Raw genomic sequence first — 23,086 nt, 5'->3', positions numbered from 1 at the left:
GTCTTACTTCGCTTCTGATTTCGAATCGTAACGCTTCTGCCATTCAGCAAGGATCGCCTTGCGGTTTTTCGCAGCATATTCGAAATCGTTATCGATCATTTTCTCAAGGATGCCTGTCGGGAAATGTTCCACCGGCGCGGCAACACCCGGATAGGCAACAACAGCATATCCGGAATTATACAGTTCGTTGGCCTTCTTTGTGATCGACCAGTCAACCAGCGTCTGGGCGGCTTCCATCTTCTTCGTGCCCTTGATGATCGCTGTTGCTTCCATGTCCCAGCCCACACCTTCGGACGGCAGGACAATCTCAACCGGTGCACCCTGAGCTTTCACCTTGGCACCACGGAATGCGAAGGACACACCGATCGGCACTTCGCCGGAACCGGCCTGACGGCAGGGCTTGGAGCCGGAATGGGTGTACCAGGCGATGTTCTGATGCAGGGCATCCATGAAGGCCCAGCCTTCTTTTTCACCGAAAATCTGCAGCCAAGACGATACGTCGAGGAAGCCGGTGCCCGAGCTGTTCGGGTTCGGCATTGCCACATGTCCCTTGTAGACCGGCTTTGCCAGATCCTTCCAGGATGTCGGCATCGGCAGGCCTTTGGCCTTGGCTTCAACCGTATTGACGCAGACGGCAGCAATCCAGGCGTCCATTCCCGTCCATGACGGCGGGTTGGCAGAATCTACGAATTTCGGATCCAGCTTCTCGACACCATTCGGCTTATAGGGTTCCAGCATGCCTTCGGTTTTCAGCAGCATCAGGCTGGTGGCCGCAAGACCCCAGACCACATCGGCCTGCGGATTGTCTTTTTCAGCAAGCAGCTTTGCGGTGACAACGCCCGTTGAATCCCGCACCCAGTTGATCTTGATATCCGGATGATCTTCATTGAATGCTGAGGCATAACGCTTCAGATCTTCGGCTTCGACCGCCGTATAGACAGTCAGTTCGGTCGCAGCCATCGCCTGAGCGGCAAAACCTGCCATTGCAACGCCTGCAATCAACGCACCTGCGCGCTGAACAATTTTCGACATATTATGGTCCCCTTCTGAATTGTTTAAATGAGCTTCACGAGATCACTTAACTGGTACAGGATCACCCGCTCCAGCTCCCCACGAATGTGCGTGTCACCCTGTTACACCATGAATTGTGACACCAATGCGACAGATAATGCAAAACCTTGATAAAGATGGGTGAAAAATGTTTTCGTCGCGATCCAGTCAAAATCAGGCGCGGATAGCCCATACCAGACCTGCGGATCGCTGTTGCATATCAGCCGGTTCGCTGGCACGAAATGCTGGCGTCACAATCAAAAAAAACAAAAGCCCGGGAGTACCGAGAAGATGACTCAGAATGACCCGCTGAAAACCCCCAATCGCCCCCCGCATCCGGGTTTTGGCAAAGGCGGGACGCGGGGCACACCCAAGGGTCGTCAGGTCGAAACAGAGGCACTTCAGGATATTCAGGCCACGCTGGATGGCAAAAGCCTGCAACGTGATCTTCTGATCGAGCATCTGCATGTCATCCAGGACAAATATGGCCATCTGAGCGCCCGCCACCTCGCAGCGCTGGCAGAGGCCATGAAACTTCCGATGGCCGAGGTTTTCGAAGTTGCCACTTTTTATGCACACTTCGATATCGTGCCCGAGGGTGAATCCCCGCCCCCACCCGTCACAATTCGGGTCTGCGACAGCATCACCTGCGAGATGAAGGGGGCAAAGCAGCTGCTGCAGTCCCTGCAATCCACTTCATCAGATCATGTCAGGGTGGTACGCGCACCCTGTATGGGAGCCTGTGACCGCGCGCCCGTTGCAGCAATCGGCCATTCCCAGATTGATCACGCAACGGCTGCGACAGTTCTGGCCGCCGCCTCTGCCCCACCCCATAACCTGCCAGATTATGAGACTCTCACCGCTTACCGGGAAGCTGGTGGCTATAAAATTCTTGAACAGCTTCAGGCTGCCGCGATTTCTCCTGACCGCATCATGTCGATCCTTGAGGATGGTGGCCTGCGAGGGTTGGGCGGTGCCGGTTTCCCGACCGGCCGGAAATGGCGCATCGTCTCCGGAATGGAGGGGCGCAAGCTGATGGCCATCAATGCGGATGAAGGTGAGCCCGGCACCTTCAAGGACAGATATTGTCTGGAAACCAGACCTCACCGGATCCTTGAAGGCATTTTGCTGGCCTGCCGGGTTGTCGGCATTAGCGAGGCTTATCTGTATCTCCGTGATGAATACCCCGCGGCCCGGGAAATTTTGCAGACAGAAATTGCGGCACTCGGTGAAAGCGGCCTGTCTGATGGCATTACCATCCACCTTCGCCGGGGAGCCGGTGCCTATATCTGTGGCGAAGAATCCGCCATGATCGAAAGCATCGAAGGCAAGCGCGGTCTGCCCCGCCATCGCCCCCCTTATGTTGCCGAGGTCGGCCTGTTTGGCTGCCCTACACTGGTCAACAATATCGAGACGTTATACTGGATTCCGGAAATTCTGGAGCGTGGCGCAGACTGGTGGGGAAGCCTCGGACGGCATGGCGGCAAAGGATATCGCATGTATTCGGTTTCCGGCCGTGTCCGTCATCCGGGGGTGAAGACAGCCCCTGCCGGCATCACCATGCAGGAACTGATCGACGAGTTCTGCGGCGGGATGGAATCCGGGCACAGCTTCTATGGCTATCTGCCCGGCGGGGCCTCCGGGGGTATCCTTCCGGCCACCATGGCAGACATTCCCCTCGACTTCGGCCATCTCGAAAAACATGGCTGTTTCACGGGTTCCGGCGCCGTTGTCGTGCTCTCGGACAAGGATACGGCGAAGTCTGCCGCGCTGAACCTTCTTCGGTTCTTCGAGGATGAAAGCTGCGGCCAGTGCACCCCCTGCCGGGCCGGGACTGAGAAGGCGGTCAAACTGATGCAGCAGGATAACTGGGACCAGCCGTTGCTCACCGAACTCTGCAACGCGATGGCTGATGCCAGTATTTGCGGCCTTGGTCAGGCAGCTCCTAACCCGCTACGCTCAGTATTCCGTTTTTTCCCGGAGGAACTGTCATGAGCGCGCCAGTCAAATTCACGCTCGACGGCAAATCTGTCGAAGCAGCACCAGACGAAACGATCTGGCAGGTGGCAAAGCGCCTCGGCACGGAAATTCCGCATCTCTGCTACCGGCCAGAACCCGGCTATAGGCCAGACGGAAACTGTCGTGCCTGTATGGTGGAAATCGAGGGGGAACGGGTTCTCGCCGCCTCCTGCCTGCGCAAACCCGCCGACGGTATGGTCGTCAGCTCCGCCAGCGACCGGGCAAAAGCCTCTCGCAATATGGTCATGGAACTGCTGATCGCCGATCAGCCCCCACAGGCAGAAGCCCACGATCAGGAAGCCAGTTTCTGGAAATGGGCCGATGCAATGGACGTCAAAGGCTCCCGCTTTCCTGCCCGGGATGTTCCGGTACCGGATTCCAGCCATCCGGCAATGCGGGTCAATCTGGATGCCTGCATCAACTGCAATCTCTGTGTTCGCGCCTGCCGGGAAGTTCAGGTCAATGATGTTATCGGTATGGCCTGGCGCGGCCATGACTCAAAGATCGTTTTCGATTTTGACGACCCCATGGGCGACAGCACCTGTGTTGCCTGCGGTGAATGCGTGCAGGCCTGCCCCACCGGCGCACTGATGCCCGCAAGTATTGTCGATGAAAAGGGTATCGGCGCACGGACGGCCGACCGTGAGGTAAACAGCGTCTGCCCCTATTGCGGTGTCGGCTGCCAGATCACCTACAAAATCAGAGACGACAAGATCGCCTGGGTTGAAGGCCGCGAAGGCCCTGCCAATCAGAACCGTCTCTGCGTCAAAGGGCGGTTCGGATTCGATTATGCTCATCACAGCGATCGCCTGAGTAAACCCATGATCCGCCGGAAAGATGCGCCGAAAGAAGCAGACTCCTACGTCAACCCGGCCAATCCATGGACTCATTTCCGTGAAGCAAGCTGGGATGAGGCGCTGGAAGCAGCCGCAGGAGGTTTCCTGAAAACCAAAGCCGCCTACGGCCCCGGCTCACTCGCCGGGTTCGGGTCTGCCAAGGGTACAAATGAAGAAGCCTACCTGTTCCAGAAACTCGTCCGGACCGGGTTTGGCACCAACAATGTCGATCACTGCACCCGGCTCTGCCATGCCTCCTCCGTCGCTGCCCTGATGGAAGGTATTGGCTCCGGCGCCGTGACGGCACCGGTTTCCGAATGCCAGAATGCTGAAGTCATCATCATCATCGGCGCACAGCCGACCACCAATCATCCGGTCGCCGCGACCTATATCAAGAATGCCACGAAAAAGGGTGCCCGGCTGATCATCATGGATCCGCGTGGCCAGGGCCTCGACCGTTATGCGCATCACAAGCTCCAGTTCAAGCCGGGGACCGATGTGGCGCTGCTGAATGCGATCATGAATGTGATTGTGACAGAAAAGCTTTACGACCAGAACTATATCGACGGGTTCACCCGTGATTTCAGCCATATACAGGCCCATGTCGAAGGTTTCACACCGGAAAGCATGGCCCCCGTCTGCGGCATTGATGCCGAAACCATTCGCACCGTCGCCAGACTTTATGCCAACGCCAGGACGGCGATGATTTTCTGGGGTATGGGCATCTCCCAGCATGTACATGGCACCGACAACGCCCGCTGCCTGATCGCACTGGCGCTGATGACCGGTCAGGTCGGACGCCCCGGCAGCGGTCTGCATCCGCTCCGCGGACAGAACAACGTTCAGGGTGCTTCCGACAGCGGCCTTATTCCGATGGTGTTCCCGAATTATGCGCCCGTCACGGACCCGGCCAATCAAGCGTTCTTTGAACAGTTCTGGAATGCAAAGCTGGACCCGAATGCCGGCCTTACCGTGGTCGAAATCATTGACGCCGCTGATCGTGGTGATATTCGCGGGATGTATGTCATGGGCGAAAACCCGGCGATGTCTGACCCGGATCAGCTGCATGTCCGCAAGGCACTGGCGAAACTTGACCATCTGGTCGTTCAGGAAATCTTTCTTACCGAGACGGCGATGTTCGCCGATGTCATTCTGCCGGCCAGTGCCTGGCCCGAGAAGGACGGAACCGTCTCCAATACCGACCGGCGGGTGCAGATCGGCCGGGCTGCTGTGCCCCTGCCCGGTCAGGCCCGGCAGGACTGGGAACTGATCCAGCAACTGGCCAACCGGATGGGCCTTGACTGGAATTACACTCACATCAGTGAGGTTTTCGCCGAAATGCGGGACTGTATGCCGCCGCTCAAGGGTATCACATGGGACCGCCTGGTACGGGAAGACGCCGTAACCTACCCCTGCGAAGCCGTTGATGAACCCGGTCAGGAAGTGCTGTTCGGCGACGGCTACCCCACTCCGGATGGCCGGGGACGGTTTGTCGCCGCAGATATTATTGCACCCGATGAAACCCCGGATGAAGACTATCCGATGGTTCTGACAACAGGGCGTCTGCTGGAACATTGGCATACCGGCGCGATGACACGACGGGCAACAAATCTCGACGCGCTCGAACCGGAGGGCGTTGCCCATTTGTCACCTTCAGACCTGAAACGCATCAATGTGGAAGCCGGGGGCTGGGTCAGCGTGGTAACACGCAGAGGCACCGTCACCCTGAAGGCCCGTGCAGACCGCGCCGTACCTGCAGGTATGATTTTCATACCTTTCTGTTTCGCAGAATCGCCTGCAAACCGGCTGACCAACCCTGCACTGGACCCTGCAGGCAAGATTGCTGAGCTGAAATATTGCGCTGCACGCGTTGAAGCTGCTGAAATGGTTGCTGCTGAATAAAACTCTGCCTGGCGACAGCTGTTGCCATGCCGGGCGGATTTAAGAAGCTGAACAAGAATTTCCAACCCATTGTATAATGGGCAAAAAAAGGGGCCGTGCTAAAAGCACGGCCCAAGTCTAGGGAGGAAACGTCCAAGATGGACGTTGCAACGGAAACCGCTGCAACACAGAAATAATGGCAATCCGGCCTCATGCTGTCAACTGCGATTTCGCAATTGCAGCATTTTTCTCGCCAAACCACATCCAGATATGCTGCGATTGCGAAATCAGAACAGATAAGGGCTGTAAACTGACCTTGAACGACGACAAATTAGAGGTTCTCAATCGATCGACTTATCGGAATAAAGCCATCGTTGCGCAATATCAGCGCCGGGCCGATATACTTCCGGGGGAGCGATTCCTTTTTCACAGCCTGAAACAACGCCTGCTGGGCAGCCGGATGCTCGATATCGGCGTCGGCGGTGGCCGGACAACCGCCTATCTGCTCGATATTGCACAACATTACACCGGCGTCGATCTGTCTCAGGAAATGGTCGATGCCTGTAAATCCCGCTTTCCGGCCCATGCCGAAAACTTTCACCAGTGCGACGTTCGTGACATGTCGATATTCGATGATGCCTCTTTCGATGTCGCAATTTTCAGTTTCAACGGTCTCGACTACATCCCCCATCAGGGACGGCTGGCCGCATTGCAGGAAATCAGGAGAATCGTGAAGCCCGGCGGGCTGTTCATCTTCTCCACCCATCTGACACCCAGCCTGAAATCCCGTTTTGCCCCGACGGCCAATCCCAACTCTGACAACTGGCTGAGGGACTGGCGGCTGAGGCTCCTATTCCACTGGCACAATCTGAGCGTCCGGAACATCGACACGACACCGTATAGTCTTGTCCGGGACGCCTCGCACAATTTCCGTCTGATTACCTATTACAGCCAGCCGGAAACCGTATTGCAGCAGCTTGCCAATGCCGGATTCGGAGCTGTCAGGATATTCGAGAACTATCGCGAGGCCGAGCTTACCAGAGAAGCCTATCTCACAACGCAGTTGAACTGGGCTTATTTCGCCGCTGAAGCCTGAGTTCGCGTTTCTTCCGGCGGCGGGCCTGTTGTGCAGCACTGTAGCGATGAGCCAGCCGGTAAGAAAACCACCCCCCCAGAATAGCCCAAGGGATGGAGCCGATAAACATCGGGACACCGAATGTCCGCAACAACCCGGCAGTATATACCCAGAGCGATTCGAGAAAGGATGCATCCGAATGCATGCTCTGCGAGAGCATGTTGACGAAGATACCGTAACCCTGAACGTCTGTATGCTGGCCCAGCATCAACTGGCCTGTAACAAAGAAGACGTAATAGACCGGGCCGACCGTAAAAACATTGGTCACCCAGGTCCAGGCCATCGCAACGATGACGCTGAAATCGAATTGCCGGGATATCGTGCGAAACAACAGCCAGATCAGGGCAACCATCGGCATCTGAACACCGACAGTCGGCGTCAGCGCGATCACCATCCCGACAGCAACACCACGCGCCACGAAATCCGGTGGATTACGATCCCGCTTGATGGGAATCACCAGCCGATACCGGGCAATACGCCGCAGTCCCACCAGAATCCGACTGGTCAACCCTGTCACATAGTCCTCCGTCGTCGCGGATCACACACCGGGGGCATATGACCTTCCTGCATCCGTCATGTCTAGGAGGAACAAGCTGACATCGCCGTGAATTGACCCGACAGGTTCATGCGCCGCGTAAACGTCCGGTTTCGGCTGCGTTGACGGACAGTGAATCCGGTTCAATCACAACGCCAAAGCGCTCTCTGGCCTGTTCGACGGTGTAATAGCCACGTTGCACATCACGGACAACTTTCTCTGTCGGACGCGTAAAAGGATCACCATAGCCCCCGCCACCGGGGGTTGAGACCCGAACCCGGTCACCGGCATGAAGCTCGATGCCCTGATCCTTGGACCGATGCGGCGGACGGTAGATCTGCCCTCCGCGCTCGATCTCCACCTGATTCATCCCGCCAGTGCTGCCACCAAACGCACCGTTTGGCCCCACACGACCATGATCCATCACCATGGAGGCCTGTGCCTCGCCTCGACGGACAGCCACCGTATAATTAACCCCGAATCCGCCACGGGTCCGCCCTGCCCCGCCTGATCCTTCATGCAGGGAATATTCCTCAAACAGAACCGGGAAACGCTGTTCCATCACCTCAATCGGTGTCGTCTTGGAAATACCGATTGTCGAACAGCCGTTGGTCAGCCCGTCAAGGTTCTTTGACCCGCCATAGCCACCACCGGAAATCACATACATGACATAGCTTTGCCCGGATTTCGGGTCATGCCCGCCAAGGCTGAAATTACCGGAGCTGCCTGCCGGTGCGGCAAACATCCGGTCCGGCATCGACGGGGCCAAGGCATCAAAAACCGCCTCGGCAATACGCTGACTTACCTCCGCCGCACAACCGGACACCGGGCGCGGATAGCGCGCATACAGAAATGTCCCCTCCGGATCGGTGATATGCAGCGGCTCGAACGTACCGGCATTGATCGGCACTTCCGGAAAGATATGCTTGATCGCCAGATACACCGAAGACTTCGTCGTCGCGATGACGCTGTTCATCGGTCCCTTGCAGGGCGGGCTGGACTCCGACATGTCGAAGAACAGCTCTTCCCCCGATTTCCGGACCTTCATGACGATTTCCAGCGGCTCATCAATCACACCATCTGAATCGACAACCGCCCGGCCTTCGTAATCACCATCGGGAATTTCCGTAATACGGGCCCGCATCTGCTGTGACGCCCGGGCACGCAACTCGTTGATTGCCTCCCGAACGACATCATCGCCATAACGGTCGAGCAATGCGGTCAGGCGTTTGTCGCCGACAGCCAGTGCCGAAGCCTGCGCCTTGATATCCCCGATCCGCTGGTCGGCAATCCGGATATTCGACAGGATGATCGAGAGGATTTCCTCATCCATCACACCGGCCTTATAGAGCTTCACAAACGGCAGGCGCAGCCCCTCCTGCTCCACCTCGGTCGCATTCGCCGAAAAGCCACCGGGCACCATGCCGCCGGTATCGGGCCAGTGGCCTGTATTCGCCAGCCAGGCAAAGAGCTTACCCTTGTAGAAGAATGGCCGGTAGAACCGTACATCCATCAGATGCGTACCGCCGAGATAGGGGTCATTGGCGATGAACACATCTCCGGGCACCACGTTTTTCACCCGGGCAATAAGCTCCTGTGTTCCGAACTGCATGGTCCCGACAAATACCGGCAGGCCAAGATCACCCTGGGCGATCAGATCCCCCGTGGTGGCATCATAAATGCCGTCAGAACGGTCGAGAGCTTCCGAAATCACCGGACTGAAGGCAGAGCGGACGAAGGCCAGATCCATTTCGTTACAGACCTGTTGCAGGCCATTCTGGATTACGGTCAGGGTGACCGGATCAAGCGTACTCATATCGCGACCTCCAGAATGATATTCCCGACCGCATCGACAGTCGCCTTGTCTCCCGGCTCGATGACACTGGTGCAATCCATCTGCGTTACGATGGCCGGACCGCTGAAAGCGGCCCCCGGTGCCAGTCGTTTGCGCTCAACCACCGGTGTATCCTGCCAGCCACCAACAGCAAACCAGACCTGTCGTGACCCAACCTGCGCCCCTTCAAGGGTCAGCGCATCCCCCTTCGGCGCAAGGGCTTCCATCGGAACAGGCTTCCGGCGCCCGATAGCAGCCGTATGCAGGTTCACCAGAACCGGCCGGATTTCCGGCAGCTCAACGGCAAATCGTTCAAAATAGACTTTCTCGAATGTGTCCCGCAGTTCATCCAAGGTGAAATCCGGGCCATCCAGCGGGATCGACAGCACATGGGTCTGCCCCTGAAACTGCATGTCTGCGGTATACAGAAACTCGATGGCTTCCACTGGCACATTGTCCCGTTCGATCGCAGCCTTGCCGCTGGCGACCTGACTTCGAACCAGTTCCCGCGCAGCCTCAATATCCAGTGCCGACAGCGGCATATTCAGCGTATTGACGAAATCATGGCGCAGATCTGCTGCAATACAGCCCAGTGCATTGGTGATGCCCGGTCGTGCCGGCAGGAAAACCCGGGGAATGGAAAGCTCCCGCGCCAGGGCCGCAGCATGCATCGGCCCTGCCCCGCCAAAGGCAAACAGTGCGAAGTCACGGGGGTCACGTCCCCGGGACAGAGAAACCATACGCACAGCACCTGCCATCAGGTCATTTCCCACACGCAGAATGGCCGCAGCCGCATCTTCCAGTGACAGGCCGAGGGGGTCACCAACTTCCCGCATGATGGCGCTGCGGATATCATCAATGGTGACCGGGTTATCGACCGACAGCAATGCCGCCGGATCCAGCCGCCCCAGTGCCAGGTTGGCATCGGTCAGGGTTGGCAATGTGCCGCCACGACCGTAACAGACCGGCCCCGGCGTCGCCCCGGCACTTTGCGGTCCAACGCGCAGCATCCCCGCATCATCAATCCAGGCAATCGATCCGCCACCGGCACCGATGGTATGGACATCAACCATCGGCACATGGATCGGCATGGCATATTTCAGTTCCATGTCGGAGGTTACCTGTGGCACCCCGTCGATCACCACGCCGACATCGGAACTCGTGCCGCCCATATCGTAGGTGATGACACGGTCAACACCGGCAGCACGGGCCGTTGCCGCCGCCGCCATGACACCGGAGGCCGGGCCAGACATCACCGTCTGCACTGCGGTCTCCGAGACAACAGCCGCAGAGACGCTGCCGCCATTGCCCTGCATCACCAGCAGGTCACGCTGATATCCACCCTTCGTCAGTTCACTCGACAACCGGTCGATATAACGATGCAGAACCGGCTGCACGACGGCATTCACCGCCGCCGTCACACCGCGTTCATATTCGCGATATTCCGACAATATCTTGTGGCCTGCGGTGACGTAACCGTTCGGCCAGTGTTTTGCCGCAAGCTCCAGCACCTTCAGTTCATGCACCGGATTGCGATAGGCATGAAGGAAATGCACAACCAGCGATTCGCACCCCGCCGCCTGCAGGGCAGCCATTGCCGAGATAACAGCATCTTCATCAAGCGGCGTAATGATCTCGCCCGCCGCATCCATGCGTTCCGGCACTTCCATGCGCAATTCGCGCGGGATCACAGGCTCAAAGGAGCCGATCAGACCGTAAGGCTTTGGCCGGGTCCGGCGACCGAGTTCGAGAACATCACGGAACCCCTTCGTCGTGATCAGACCACATCGGGCAACCTTGCCTTCCAGTACAGCATTCGTGGTCGTTGTCGTACCATGCACGATACTGCCTGCTGTTGGCAGATCGACGCCCCCTGCCTTGATCGCCGACATGACGCCAAATGCCTGGTTTTCAACGGTTGTCGGCACTTTCGCGACCCGCACCTCACCTGTTCCGGTATCCAGAACAATGAGGTCGGTGAAAGTTCCGCCGACATCAACGCCGACAACGATATTATTCTGCTCAGACATTCATTACACCGTCAGGTAGGCGGACCGGATGCTTTCATCCGCCGCAAGTTCGTCCATCGTGCCGGTATATCTGATCTCACCCTTCTCGATGATGATCGCCCGATCCGCCACAAGTTTTGCGAAGTGCAGATTCTGTTCTGAAATCAGCACGGTGAGGCCTTCGCTTTTCAGTTCCCGGATCGTGTTCGCCATCTGCTCGACAATAATCGGCGCCAGCCCTTCCGAGGGCTCATCCAGCAGCACAAAGGTCGGGTTTCCCATCAGTGAACGGGCGATCGTCAGCATCTGCTGTTCGCCACCGGACATCTGACCACCGGGCCGGGTCCGCATCTCGCCGAGATTCGGGAACAGTTCGAACAGACGCTCCGGCGTCCATGTCGGGGCCCCCTCCCGTGGCGGGCGACGCCCAACTTCAAGGTTTTCCATTACTGTCAGATCAGAAAAGATCCGGCGTTCTTCCGGAACATAAGCCAGCCCCAGTTTTACAATGCTGTGGGAAAGCTGCCCGGCAACTGAATGGCCGTCGAATCGGACCTCTCCGCTGGTCGGGCGTACCATCCCGACAATCGCCTTCATGGTTGTCGATTTTCCGGCACCATTACGACCCAGCAGGGCGACGACCTGACCACGTCCTACCGAGAAGGCCACGTCATGCAGAATATGCGCACGCCCGTAATGAGCATTCAGGCTGCTGACTTCAAGCATCTGCTTTCTCCGCGCCATAGGTGGTTCCGGCACCGAGATAGACCTGCTGTACCAGCGGGTCCGCCCGCACTTCTTCCGGTTTTCCTTCAGCCACCAGTTTCCCCCGGTTGAGCACAATGATCCGGTCGGCCTGTCCGAAGACGATATCCATGTCATGTTCCGTAAACAGAACGCTGAGGCCTTTTTCCGCGACGATTTTCTTGGTCAGCCGCATCAGGTCCATGCGCTCCTTCGGCGCCATCCCGGCAGTCGGCTCGTCCATCAGCAGCAGCTTTGGTTCATTCGCCAGCGCGATTGCCAGTTCCACCCGTTTCAGATCGCCATAGGCCAGCACACCACAGGCACGGTCAGCCTGATCGCTGATCCCCACCAGTTCCAGCAGCGCATCCGCCTCGGCCACATGACGGGAAGCGGCAGATCGGAAAAGGTCGAAAATCCCGCGATGATGACTGATCAGAGCCATCTGTACGTTTTCACGTACGGTCATCGTCTGGAAGGTCGCCGTAATCTGAAAGGTACGGCCAACCCCCATACGCCAGATCCGCCGGGGGCGTCGGCCGACCAGCTGGTTACCATCAAATATCACGCTGCCGGCATTCGGGCGTAACTGTCCATTCAGCATGTTGAAGCAGGTCGTCTTGCCAGCCCCGTTCGGGCCGATCAGCGCCAGAAGCTCACCCTGCCTTACATTGAAATGCACATCAGAGACGGCCTTCACACCACCGAATGATTTCGACAGACCCCTGACTTCCAAAGCGATGTTTTCTGTTCCGCTCACCACCGTTCCTCCATGCCAAAGGACTTGCCGAAATAGCGTTTGAACGAACCCGCAACACCCTGCGGAAACAGCACCACCAGCGCGATGATGATAATTCCGATAATCAGTCGCCAGTATTCGAAGGTCGTCAGTGCGTCATGCAGCCAGGTAAACAGGGAGGCACCGACAAATGGTCCGGAGAGTGTCTGTACACCGCCAAGCAACACCATCAGCAATCCGTCAAAGGATCGCTGAATCGACATTTCGTCCGGGAAAACGCTGCCCTTCGAAAAGACGTACAGCGCACCGGCCAGACCCGCCATGGTTCCGGCAAACACGAAGGCCGCCCATTGCTGCCGCGAGGTGTTGATGCCGATCGCCTCACTGCGCTGGGCAGAGTCACGGGTAGCCCGCAGGCCATATCCGAAAGGCGAGAACAGCACATGCCGGATAAACAGGATACCCGCGGTACAGATCAGCAATACCAGATAGAAAAAGATCATCCGGTCACTGGCCCAGGATGACGGCCAGATACCAAGCAGCCCGTCATCGCCATTGGTCACGTCGGACCACTGGAACACGATGGACCAGCCGACCTGTGCAAAGGCCAGTGTCAGCATGGCAAAGTAGACGCCCCGCAACCGGACACAGAACCAGCCGACAATCACTGCCATCGCAGCGGCGCAAAGTGGTGCCAGCAGCATCGCCAGTTCCATCGAACTGCCCGCATAAGTGACCAGCAGAGCCGCGCCATAGGCACCGCCGCCAAAATAGGCGGCATGTCCGAATGACACCATCCCGCCCGGCCCCATCAGGAAATGGAGGGAAACGGCGAACAGCGACAGAATCAGCATGTCTGTTGCCAGCACCAGCAGGAAGTCATCACCGGCCAGCGGCAAGGCAACGACAACCGCCAGCAGCAGCCCGATCAGCAGACGCAACTTCGGCGGGGCCTTTCTGTAAGGCGCTTCAAGCGGACCCGCCTCGCCCTTCGATCCATCCTCCGGCGTGCCTAGCAATCCATAGGGCCGGAAAATCAGCACCACCGCCATGACGACAAACATCAGCACCAGCGTGCTTTCGGCCCAGACAAGGATGCCGAAACTGTTCAGCTCCGAAATCAGCACGGCCGCCAGAAACGCACCGGGAATTGACCCCATGCCACCAACAACGACGACCACAAACACCGCAGCAAGAATATTGAAATCCATCAGCAGCGTCGCACCACCTTTCGGCAGTTGCGCCGCGCCTCCCAGCGCCGCCAGCGCGGACCCCAGAAAGAAAACACCGGTAAAAAGCCAGACCTGATTGACGCCAAGCGCACCAACCATCTCCCGGTCCTGTGTTGCCGCCCGCACCAGAATGCCCCAGCGGGTCCGGTTGAACAGCAGCCACAAACCTCCGAGAACAATCGGACTGAGGGCAATAAGCGCGATGTCGTATGTGGGCAACAACGCCCCGCCGATATCAACCGCGCCCTTCAGCAACGGTGCGCGCGGCCCGAGCAGATCTTCCGACCCCCAGGTCAGAAGCGAAAGATCCTGAATAACCAGAATAACACCAAAAGTCGCAATAAGCTGGAACAGCTCCGGTGCCTGGTAGACGCGGCGCAGGATCGTCATTTCGACCACAACACCGACCAGCCCCCCGGCCAGCGCAGACAACAGGATCGCAACCCAGAAACCGGCAAAACTGCCGCCGATAGCATTGATCATCGTGTAACCGATATAGGCTCCGAGCATATAGAACGAGCCATGCGCAAAGTTCACGATGCGGGTTACGCCGAAAATAATCGACAGACCGGAGGCAACCAGAAACAAGGCGGCTGCATTTGCCAGGCCGGTCAGGAACTGGACAACATAAAAACCCACGGGCAAAAATCCTGTCTGTCGAAGTCAGAAAACGAAGGTCTGTAGCGACCGGCCAGTATATGACCGGTCGCCAGCACAGACTTTAAGCGTCAGTTCGCAGGCCGCATCTTGCGGACTTCTTCATCTGACGGCAGATAGGCGCCACCATCGAGGTAGCTCCAGTCAACCATGATGCCCTTGCCATCCTTCAACGCGGTGGTGCCGACGAAGGCCCCCATCGTTGACTGATGATCCAGCGCACGCATGTGGATCTTGCCAAGCGGCGTATCCGTATCGAGACCTTCCATGGCATCGACCAGCTTTTCCGTATCAGTCGAACCGGCTTTCTTGATGGCCTCGGCAATCACCAGCATGGCGTTGTAGCCAACGATCGACCCGACACGCGGATAGTCGTTGAACTTGGCCTGATAAGCATCGACGAAAGCCTTGTGAGCCGGCTCGTTGAAGTCGTACCAGGGATAGCCTGTAACCAGCCAGCCTTTCGGTGCTTCGTCCTTCAGCGGGTCGAGATATTCCGGCTCGCCGGTCAGCAGACCAACGACCAGACGATCCTTGAACAGGCCACGCACTTCGCCCTCACGAACGAATTTCGCGAGATCGGATCCGAAGGTCACGTTGTAGATTGCATCCGGCTTAACGGCCTCGAGAGCCTGGGTTTCCGAACCGGCATCAATCTTGAACAGAGCCGGCCACTGTTCGCCCACGAACTCAACATCCGGACGCTTGGCCTTCAGAACCTTCTGGAAGGCGGCAACCGCATCTTTGCCATACGCATAGTTGGGAGCGATTGTCGCCCAGCGCTTGGCCGGGTTCTTCGCAGCAACCTCAGCCAGCATGGCAGCCTGCATATAGGTCGAGGGACGCAGGCGGAAGGTGTAACGATTGCCCTGTTCCCAGACCAGTGCATCAGCCAGCGGTTCAGCTGCGAGATACAGCTTTTTCTTCTGCCCGGCATAGGATGTCAGCGCCAGACCGATATGCGAGAACAGCGAACCCGAAATCAGCGAGACGCCTTCTTTCACAAACAGTTCTTCGGCCAGCTTGACCGCTTCACCCGGCTTGCCCTGATCATCGCGTGAGATCACTTCAAGCTGTTTGCCAAGGACACCACCCGCAGCGTTGATCTGCTCAATGGCCAGATCGACACCATATTTATAGGGCAGTGTATGCGCGGGCAGTGTCTTGTAACTGTTGATATCACCGATCTTGATGGTATCGGCGGATTGCGCCAGTCCCGGCGCCAGCATCGCAGCAACACCTGCTGCTGCGATAAAAGTTCTGCGTTTCATAGTCATCTTCCTATCGTCTCCCATAGTGTTTAGATGGACTGTCGGCTCTCGGTGGTGTGCCGTCGTGAATCAATTCGCGGCGGCAGAATAGGTTTCCTTGTCTTTCAATTCACTAATCAATTTTCGCAGACGGTTCGCGCCGGCATCAATGGCGATACGAACCGGCTGTCTGTCCGGCAGGCGGTCTTCCTCTGCCTGAACGGCCTGCAGGATAGCTTTGTCCTCAGCAAAAGCTATCCGGAAGGCATCGCTTATCCGTTCACCGACCGAGGCATCCCCGGCCGCAAAATTGCGGACATGCAGCCAGTAATCGATGGTCGTCCGCTCATCGACCGGAGTCATGAAATGGCAGGAATAGACCTGAATACAGTCATCTCGATTACCATCCGGCGCGCCTGTTCCTGCATCTGCACTGCCAAAATCAATGATCGCCGTTGAAGGAGCATGGAGATGGTAATATTGCCACCGGTCCACATTTCCCTGAAAATTTCCAAACATCTTGAAAAAAGCGACCGGCTCCGCATCCAGCGTCCAGCGCCAGGTCAGAACCTTGTTATCCTGCCGTTCCGAATAGATCGGAATCTCCTCCCCCGCCGGGCTGCCTAATGTCGTGCCATGCACGAAGCTGACATGCGCCGGATCGCAGAGATTATCGGCCAGACTGAGATAATGCGCGTCAACCAGCAACGCATCCCCATGCGCCACACCCCATTCAGGGTCATGATATTCCGGCAGATCAAACGGCTCGACAGTTGCCGCCAGATCAGCATCCCCCATCCAGACCCAGACCAGCCCCATATTCTCGGTGACCGGATACTTCCGAACCTGCGCTGTCGACGGAATGCGCTCTTGTCCCGGAATGCGGACACATTTTCCGGAACAATCAAAACGTAGTCCGTGGTAGCCGCATTCAATTACATCCCCCTGAAGGCGTCCCATGGACAAGGGCAGGAACCGATGCGGACAGCGATCTTCCAGTGCAACCACTTCTCCTGCTTCTGTCCGGTAGACCACCACGGGCTGCCCGATAATCGTACTGCGCTTTAGGCTGCGGTCGATATCCGTGCTCCAGCCCGCAACATACCAGGCGTTCTGAATGAAGGTCACATCCCCCTCCTCAGTTCTTGTCGACCATTCCCCTGCTTAAGCAGAGGCACCATGCTGGCTTCCGCCGATGACGTTGCGGACACCACACTGGCCACGCCCTGCAACATCAGGCTGGCAGACAGTATCAGCCCCCGGTCTGCCATATCCGCAGCAACAACCCGGCCTGCTTCAAGTGCTGCTTCAACACTGTCGCGGTCCAGCATCCCGACATCGACTGTGACCAGACGGTCGCCAAGATCTGTATCATCCCGCAGGCTGATGGCGGGTGCCCGACGGACCACCGGATGGTCAATATTCACCACATTCGCTATCAGCGTCGCCGCAACGTCCGCTGCTGCGGCCGCCGTTGCCAGCACGGTTACGGAATCCGCAATCCCCAGGGATTGCGAGCGCCCCCGCCAGCCGGAAGTTGCAATCCCCCGAACCGGACTGGCGGCATCAATCGTCAGATCACCATCCAGACGCGGTGCATCTGCATTGCTGACCAGCCCCACGGTTATCCGGGAATCACCCGCAACATGCAGCGCGATATCGCCGCCATTATTCACAATGAGGCTATCCAGTCCCGGCGCAGCGTCATGCATGGCCTTCAGAATATCTTCTGCCACGGCCCCGGCAACAGCCGCCATTGGCGTCACAAAATGTCGGTCTGAATGACAGGACACCGCAGCATACATTCGTGCTGCGACCGGACTGACAAAATCAGGCCGGATATCTGACGGAGGCTGTCGCAGCACGGCGAGATCCTGAACCAGTTCAGACAGAACTGACCCGAACCGCAATCCGGCCGCATGATAGGCCGTTCGCACTGACGCAACATCGCCACGTGCTTCAGCAATGATGTCAATCGGGCCATGCTGCAGATGCAGCTTCCGGCCGTCAGGCAACAGGGCTATCTGCGGGTTTCCACTCAATGCAGTTTCCCCGCTGAAGGCCAGGGGTTCTCCGGGCGGTTGTTTTCAAGTTTCAGCCGGTCACGCCGCAGTACTTCTTCCAGCGTGACGATGTGGTCCGAATGACCGCCAAGCGCCACATAATCCTCACGCGATAATGTGAATTCAATAGGCGCGACAAGTGCCGGTGTCGGTACATAACCGAACGAGTTTTCCGGCATTCGGGTGACATCCGCCATGATGGTGATTCCCCCACCCGGCCAGACAAATACCGGCGCACCACCACAGGTCACACGGGTCAGGGACTGCTTGACGCTGTTGGTCAGGCGGACCGGGTTTTCCGTCACACCCGCCCGAAGCGATCCACCGGCACCAGCCATGAACAGAATGCTGCAAAGAGCCGGCTCGCAGTTCTCCGCGATGCGATCAACAACAACCTGTACCGGTTCCGGCATATCAGCGGGTTGCGGCTTCAGATCTTCATCCAGCACAAACCAGGCTGAATCCTCGCCGGTCGTCGAGACCATCAGCAGACGCATGCCCGGCCAGGCGGTCTTGGGGTTGATCCGGTCGATGATCGCCAGCGGGTCGGAAACATTGGTCCCGCCCCAGCCGGAGCCATGATCCGCGACCTGAAAATAACGACCGGGGGTAGACTTCCTGCCCCTGACGCGGATGCCCGCCGGTGGCATGTCGAGAAAACGGCCGGCCTGATGTTCGGTCAGAACGCCGGTGATATGGTCGTCAACGACAATCACTTCATCCGCATGGCCCTGCCATTGCTGGGCAAAGATACCAATTGTTGCAGAACCACAGCCCACACGCATACGGTTCTCCTTCAGGCCATCCACAACCGGTGGCTCGCCCGCCTGCAGGATCAGCGTTGAACCATCATCAATTGTCAGTTCAACCGCCTTGCGATTGCAGAGATCCAGCATCGCCTGACAGGTAACATTGCCTTCCTTTTTGCTGCCGCCGGTAAGATGGCGGACGCCGCCCAGCGCCAGCATCTGCGAGCCATATTCCGCTGTTGTCACATGGCCGATCTGTTCGCCTTCGCAGCGGACAGCCGCCTGTTCCGGACCGAGATAACGATCTGTGTCGATCTTTGCCTTCAGACCGCAGTAACTGAAAATACCTTCGGAAACGACAGTAACCGTATCAACACCGTCGATGACCGAGGAGACGATAAAGGGTGCGGGTTTATAGTCCGGATAGGTCGTGCCTGATCCGACACCGGTGATGAATTTCTCCGGCTCCGTTACCGGGTTGCCATCCCATTCACCTTCAACGAAAGGAACAATCTTGTCGGCCCGCTGGGTAATGACCAGCGGATCAACACGGGTCAGAACGCCCTCAACATTGGCGTAGCGGTCACAGGCCCCGGTCTTGCCCTCACGTATCCGGCATAAAACCGGACAGGCATCACAGCGAACCAGACCATCAGCAGCATCTGTGGCTTCAGCCATCAGCTTGTCTCCTTCTCGACAATCATCTGTCGCAGACGATGCGGCAGCAACGGTGCCTGACGAACCCGGACACCGACAGCATGCCGCACGGCACCAAAGATAGCCGGGGCGGTTGCCACCAGCCCCGGTTCACCAACCCCTTTTGCCCCATAGGGGCCGAGAGGTTCTTCATCTTCAACCAGTATCACTTCCATTTCGGGCATATCCCCGAATGTCGGGATCAGATAATCATGCAGGTTTTCTGTCCGCCCCGGAATATATTCCTCCATCAGCGCCAGACCGAGCCCCTGTGCAATGCCGCCGTGAATCTGACCTTCAACCTGCGTCGGATTGATCGCCCGGCCGACATCATGGGCCGCAACAATGCGCCGCACCTTTACCGTCCCCAGAATCGGATCGACATCGACTTCGGCCATCTGTGCAGCAAAGCCGTAGGTTGCATAGGGGATCCCCTGGCCATTTTCATCCAGAGGTTCCGTCGGCGGGTCAAAGGTTCCCTCGCCCATCAGCACGAAACTGCCATCCTCCCGGAGTGGCAGCCGGGCCGGGTCAATCTCCCGGGCATCTTCGCCCGTGATGACGGTCAGCCGGCCGGCGGTCATCTCAATACGGGCTTCCGGCCCGGCATTTGCGGCACGCAGAATCTGACTGCGAAGATCCCTGCCCGCCAGTTCCGCAGCCTTACCCGTCACGAATGTCTGACGCGACGCAGATGTCTTGCCGGCGTCGGGGGTCAGATCGGTATCCCCAAACACAAAATCAAAATGATCGAGGCTGACACCCAGTGCCTCCGCAACAATCTGCGGCACAATGGTGTAGGAACCCTGGCCAATATCCACAGCACCCGAGAACAGAACGAACCTGCCGTCCGGTTTCAGCCCGACGCGGATCGTTGAGGGATTGGACATGGATGTATTTCCAATTCCGTACCACATGCAGCCAATTCCGACGCCCCGACGGGTTTTGCCGCCTCCGGCATTCAGCCTCTCAGCCTCGGCCAGAGCGGTTTCCCAATGAGGTCTTAATTCATCGAGACATTCACCAAGCCCGGCGCTTGCTTCCAGCAGATGACTGCAGGCGGTCTCCTGCCCTGCGGCGATTGCATTGCGGCGACGGAATTCAAGACGGTCCAGTCCGATCTGCTCTGCCAGGTCATCCAGCAGACATTCATGCGCAATCGCTGCCTGTGGCACACCAAACCCGCGGAATGCGCCTGACGGCGGCTCATTGGTGAAATAGGCCCGGCCCCGGTTTGAAACATGCGGCACGAAATACGGGCCACTGGCATGAACGGGCACCCGCCCCGCGACAGTCGGCCCCCAGGACGCATAGGCACCTGTATTGAAGATGGCATCCATCTCACAGGCCTGAAGATAACCATCCCGGTCACAGGCAAATTTCGCGTAAATGCTGGAGGGGTGCCGCTTCGTCGAGGACATCATGCTGTCCGGTCGCTCATAGATCGTCGCGACCGGCTTATTGCACAGCCATGCCGCGACCGCGACCAGAGGCTGCACCGAAATATCCAGCTTGCCGCCGAAACCACCGCCGCAGCCTGTCGGAATGATCCGTACATCCTCCGGAGCAAGCTGCATGACATTCGCCGTCTCGTCCCGGTCCATATAGGGGGCCTGGGTACAGGCCGTGATTTCGATGCGATTGCCAACCCGGCGCGCCCAGCCTGCTTCCGGTTCGATATAGGCATGTTCGACAAACCCGGTCCGGAAATCATCTTCCGCAACCGCTGCCGCCTCACCAAAACCTTTTGCGATATCACCCTTTCGCACCCAGCCATCAATCAACAGGTTTCCCGGCCTGTCCGGCAGCACCTGCGGCGCGCCCTCTGCCATCGCTTCTTCGACACCTGTCACAGAAGGCAACGCTGTATAGCTGACGGGGACGTCAGACGGATCAAGCGCGGCAATTGCCTCATACGAGCCGACCACAGCCACAACTGCCTGTCCCCGATAACGCACGATCCGGTCGGTCAGAACCGGCTGGTCCTTGATATCGGGATAGATACCAAAGCCGTTGAACGGAACATCAGCCGCCGTCAGCACACGTTCAATCCCGTCGCGCGCCAGCACCGACGACATGTCACCAAGCGTAATTTCCGCCGAGGCATGAGGCGAACGGATCACCCGAAGCCAGAGCGCATCCTCCGGTATGGCATCTGCGCCAAAGCGTTCAGCGCCTGTTACCTTTGCTACGCCATCAATCCGCGGCAGCCGGGCACCAACATAGCCATCCGCGCCAGCTTCTGCGACACTACCAGTACTCGCGACATCCAGCACTGCCTCGACAATCTTCTGATAACCGGTGCAGCGACAAAGCACCCCACCCAGCGCATCCATGACAGCCTGCCGGTCCGGCGCTGCATTTCGTTGCAGCAGATCGGTCGCAGCCATCAGCATACCCGGTGTACAGATGCCGCATTGCGCCGCCCCATGGCGCTGAAATGCCTGCTGCAGAGGGTTCATTTCAACGCCGGACGACAACCCTTCGACGGTGGAAATATCCCGCCCTGTCGCCTGCCCTACCGGCATCATGCAGGAGCAAACCTGCTCACCATCCACCAGCACGGTGCAGGCACCACAATCCCCGGCATTACAGCCGACCTTGGTACCCGTCAGGCCCAGATCATGACGCAACACCTCTGCCAGACGACGCAGGGGGGAGCCGGAAACTGAAACAGGCTTGCCGTTTACCCGGAAGCTGATGTTTTCGGCATCAACAGTCGTTCTCTGTTGCCCGTCCATCATGCGTTCTCCCCAATTGCGTCGAGCACCCGGCGGACAGCCTCGATAGCAGCTTCCAGCCGATAAGCGGCTGAGCCCCTGACATCGTCAATCGGCGACAGGTTTTGAAAATGATCCGGTGACAGACCGGCTGACAGATTACCCTTCACCTCCCGTCCTTTCAGATCGGCTTCCAATAGCGGCAGGCGTTGTGCCACTTCCGAACAGGCACCAATAGCGATGCGGGCGGCCGACACACAGCCTTGCGGATCAATCTCAATGACACCCGCGGCCATGACGATGGAGATCACCAGATATTTCCGGGCACCCAGCTTGTAGAAGGCAGCGTTTGCAGATGGAGAGACTTTCGGGATCAGCAATCCGGTCACCAGTTGATCCGGGCGTCGCGCTGTCCTGCGATTACCCAGCACGAAGTCGGATAACGCGATACGGCTGACGCCATTGCGGTCGGCAAGTTCAACAGTCGCATCAAGGGTCAGCAGCGGCGGCATCCCGTCCGCCGCCGGGGAAGCATTACAGATATTGCCGCAGAGGGTTCCGGCGTTCTGAATCTGGACACCACCTACTTCAAGTGCTGCCTGCTTCAGTCCGTCAAAACAGGCAGGCAGGTCGGCCCGGACGATATCTGTCCAGGTCGTTGTCGCGCCAATCCGCCAGTGGTCACCTTTGTCAGAGACCCCGCGCAGTTCAGTCACAGCCGACAGGTCGAGAATATTCTCCCGCACCGGCTTTCCGACACGCGCCGGATAGAAATCCGTTCCGCCCGCTAAAATGACATAGTCTTCTGACCCGACCGCCGACACGGCATCGGCCAGAGTGGATGGCCTAACATACGCTCCCATGCGCAGTGCTCCCTTATCTGCGCTCCTCCCCGTTGCGCCGAGGCGCGATACACAGTCAGGCTGCTTTTTGCGCC

Annotated in this window: 16 protein-coding genes; 3 read left to right on the top strand and 13 right to left on the bottom strand. The window is 58.0% G+C overall.

Features of this window, described 5'->3' with window-relative positions; translation table 11 throughout:
- Nucleotides 1–3: 3 nt before the first annotated feature.
- The gene (locus GH722_14955; GenBank protein ID MRG73065.1) at nt 4–1,032 is read right to left on the bottom strand and encodes a putative 2-aminoethylphosphonate ABC transporter substrate-binding protein; all 1,029 of its coding nucleotides are present in this window, start codon (nt 1,030–1,032) and stop codon (nt 4–6) included.
- Between the two features lie 309 nt (nt 1,033–1,341).
- On the opposite strand from GH722_14955, the gene GH722_14950 reads away from it, so the two are divergent.
- The 3 genes from GH722_14950 to GH722_14940 all read left to right on the top strand — a co-directional run bounded on the left by GH722_14950 (nt 1,342) and on the right by GH722_14940 (nt 6,882).
- The gene (locus GH722_14950; protein ID MRG73064.1) at nt 1,342–3,045 is read left to right on the top strand and encodes an NADH-quinone oxidoreductase subunit F; all 1,704 of its coding nucleotides are present in this window, start codon (nt 1,342–1,344) and stop codon (nt 3,043–3,045) included.
- Entirely contained in the window at nt 3,042–5,807 is a 2,766-nt protein-coding gene (locus tag GH722_14945) for a formate dehydrogenase subunit alpha (protein ID MRG73063.1), read from the top strand. The genes GH722_14950 and GH722_14945 overlap by 4 nt, the downstream gene beginning before the upstream one ends.
- A gap of 175 nt (nt 5,808–5,982) precedes the next feature.
- The gene (locus tag GH722_14940) at nt 5,983–6,882 is read left to right on the top strand and encodes a methyltransferase domain-containing protein (GenBank protein MRG73062.1); all 900 of its coding nucleotides are present in this window, start codon (nt 5,983–5,985) and stop codon (nt 6,880–6,882) included.
- Here the strand turns inward: GH722_14940 and GH722_14935 are convergent.
- From GH722_14935 to GH722_14880, 12 genes are all read right to left on the bottom strand, one after another.
- On the bottom strand, nt 6,839–7,438 hold the full coding sequence (locus tag GH722_14935; protein ID MRG73061.1) for a DUF2062 domain-containing protein: 600 nt from the start codon (nt 7,436–7,438) through the stop codon (nt 6,839–6,841). The two genes, GH722_14940 and GH722_14935, sit on opposite strands and share 44 nt — an antisense overlap.
- A gap of 106 nt (nt 7,439–7,544) precedes the next feature.
- Entirely contained in the window at nt 7,545–9,272 is a 1,728-nt protein-coding gene (locus GH722_14930) for a methylhydantoinase (protein ID MRG73060.1), read from the bottom strand.
- On the bottom strand, nt 9,269–11,320 hold the full coding sequence (locus tag GH722_14925) for a hydantoinase/oxoprolinase family protein (protein ID MRG73059.1): 2,052 nt from the start codon (nt 11,318–11,320) through the stop codon (nt 9,269–9,271). Before GH722_14925 ends, GH722_14930 begins: the two co-directional genes overlap by 4 nt.
- 3 nt (nt 11,321–11,323) lie before the next feature.
- Nucleotides 11,324–12,025, bottom strand: a complete 702-nt coding sequence (locus tag GH722_14920; GenBank protein ID MRG73058.1) for an ATP-binding cassette domain-containing protein — start codon at nt 12,023–12,025, stop codon at nt 11,324–11,326.
- Complete coding sequence (locus GH722_14915; protein ID MRG73057.1) at nt 12,018–12,803, bottom strand: ATP-binding cassette domain-containing protein; 786 nt, start codon at nt 12,801–12,803, stop codon at nt 12,018–12,020. The genes GH722_14920 and GH722_14915 overlap by 8 nt, the downstream gene beginning before the upstream one ends.
- Nucleotides 12,800–14,653 (bottom strand): ABC transporter permease, encoded by a 1,854-nt coding sequence (locus GH722_14910; GenBank protein ID MRG73056.1) that lies wholly within the window; start codon nt 14,651–14,653, stop codon nt 12,800–12,802. Before GH722_14910 ends, GH722_14915 begins: the two co-directional genes overlap by 4 nt.
- 89 nt (nt 14,654–14,742) lie before the next feature.
- The gene (locus tag GH722_14905; protein MRG73055.1) at nt 14,743–15,942 is read right to left on the bottom strand and encodes an ABC transporter substrate-binding protein; all 1,200 of its coding nucleotides are present in this window, start codon (nt 15,940–15,942) and stop codon (nt 14,743–14,745) included.
- 69 nt (nt 15,943–16,011) lie between these two features.
- Complete coding sequence (locus GH722_14900) at nt 16,012–17,049, bottom strand: Rieske 2Fe-2S domain-containing protein (protein MRG73054.1); 1,038 nt, start codon at nt 17,047–17,049, stop codon at nt 16,012–16,014.
- Nucleotides 17,046–17,945 (bottom strand): UPF0280 family protein, encoded by a 900-nt coding sequence (locus tag GH722_14895; protein MRG73053.1) that lies wholly within the window; start codon nt 17,943–17,945, stop codon nt 17,046–17,048. Before GH722_14895 ends, GH722_14900 begins: the two co-directional genes overlap by 4 nt.
- A gap of 14 nt (nt 17,946–17,959) precedes the next feature.
- Entirely contained in the window at nt 17,960–19,411 is a 1,452-nt protein-coding gene (locus GH722_14890) for a 6-hydroxynicotinate reductase (protein ID MRG73052.1), read from the bottom strand.
- Nucleotides 19,411–22,170: a molybdopterin-dependent oxidoreductase gene (locus GH722_14885; protein MRG73051.1), complete on the bottom strand. Its 2,760-nt coding sequence runs from the start codon at nt 22,168–22,170 to the stop codon at nt 19,411–19,413. The genes GH722_14890 and GH722_14885 overlap by 1 nt, the downstream gene beginning before the upstream one ends.
- On the bottom strand, nt 22,170–23,012 hold the full coding sequence (locus tag GH722_14880; protein MRG73050.1) for a xanthine dehydrogenase family protein subunit M: 843 nt from the start codon (nt 23,010–23,012) through the stop codon (nt 22,170–22,172). The genes GH722_14885 and GH722_14880 overlap by 1 nt, the downstream gene beginning before the upstream one ends.
- Nucleotides 23,013–23,086: the final 74 nt, after the last annotated feature.

This window comes from Alphaproteobacteria bacterium HT1-32 (assembly GCA_009649675.1).
In the GTDB taxonomy this organism is placed as follows: domain Bacteria; phylum Pseudomonadota; class Alphaproteobacteria; order Rhodospirillales; family HT1-32; genus HT1-32.
The sequence above is the reverse complement of the archived record's forward strand: the minus strand, read 5'-3'. Positions and strand labels throughout refer to the sequence as shown.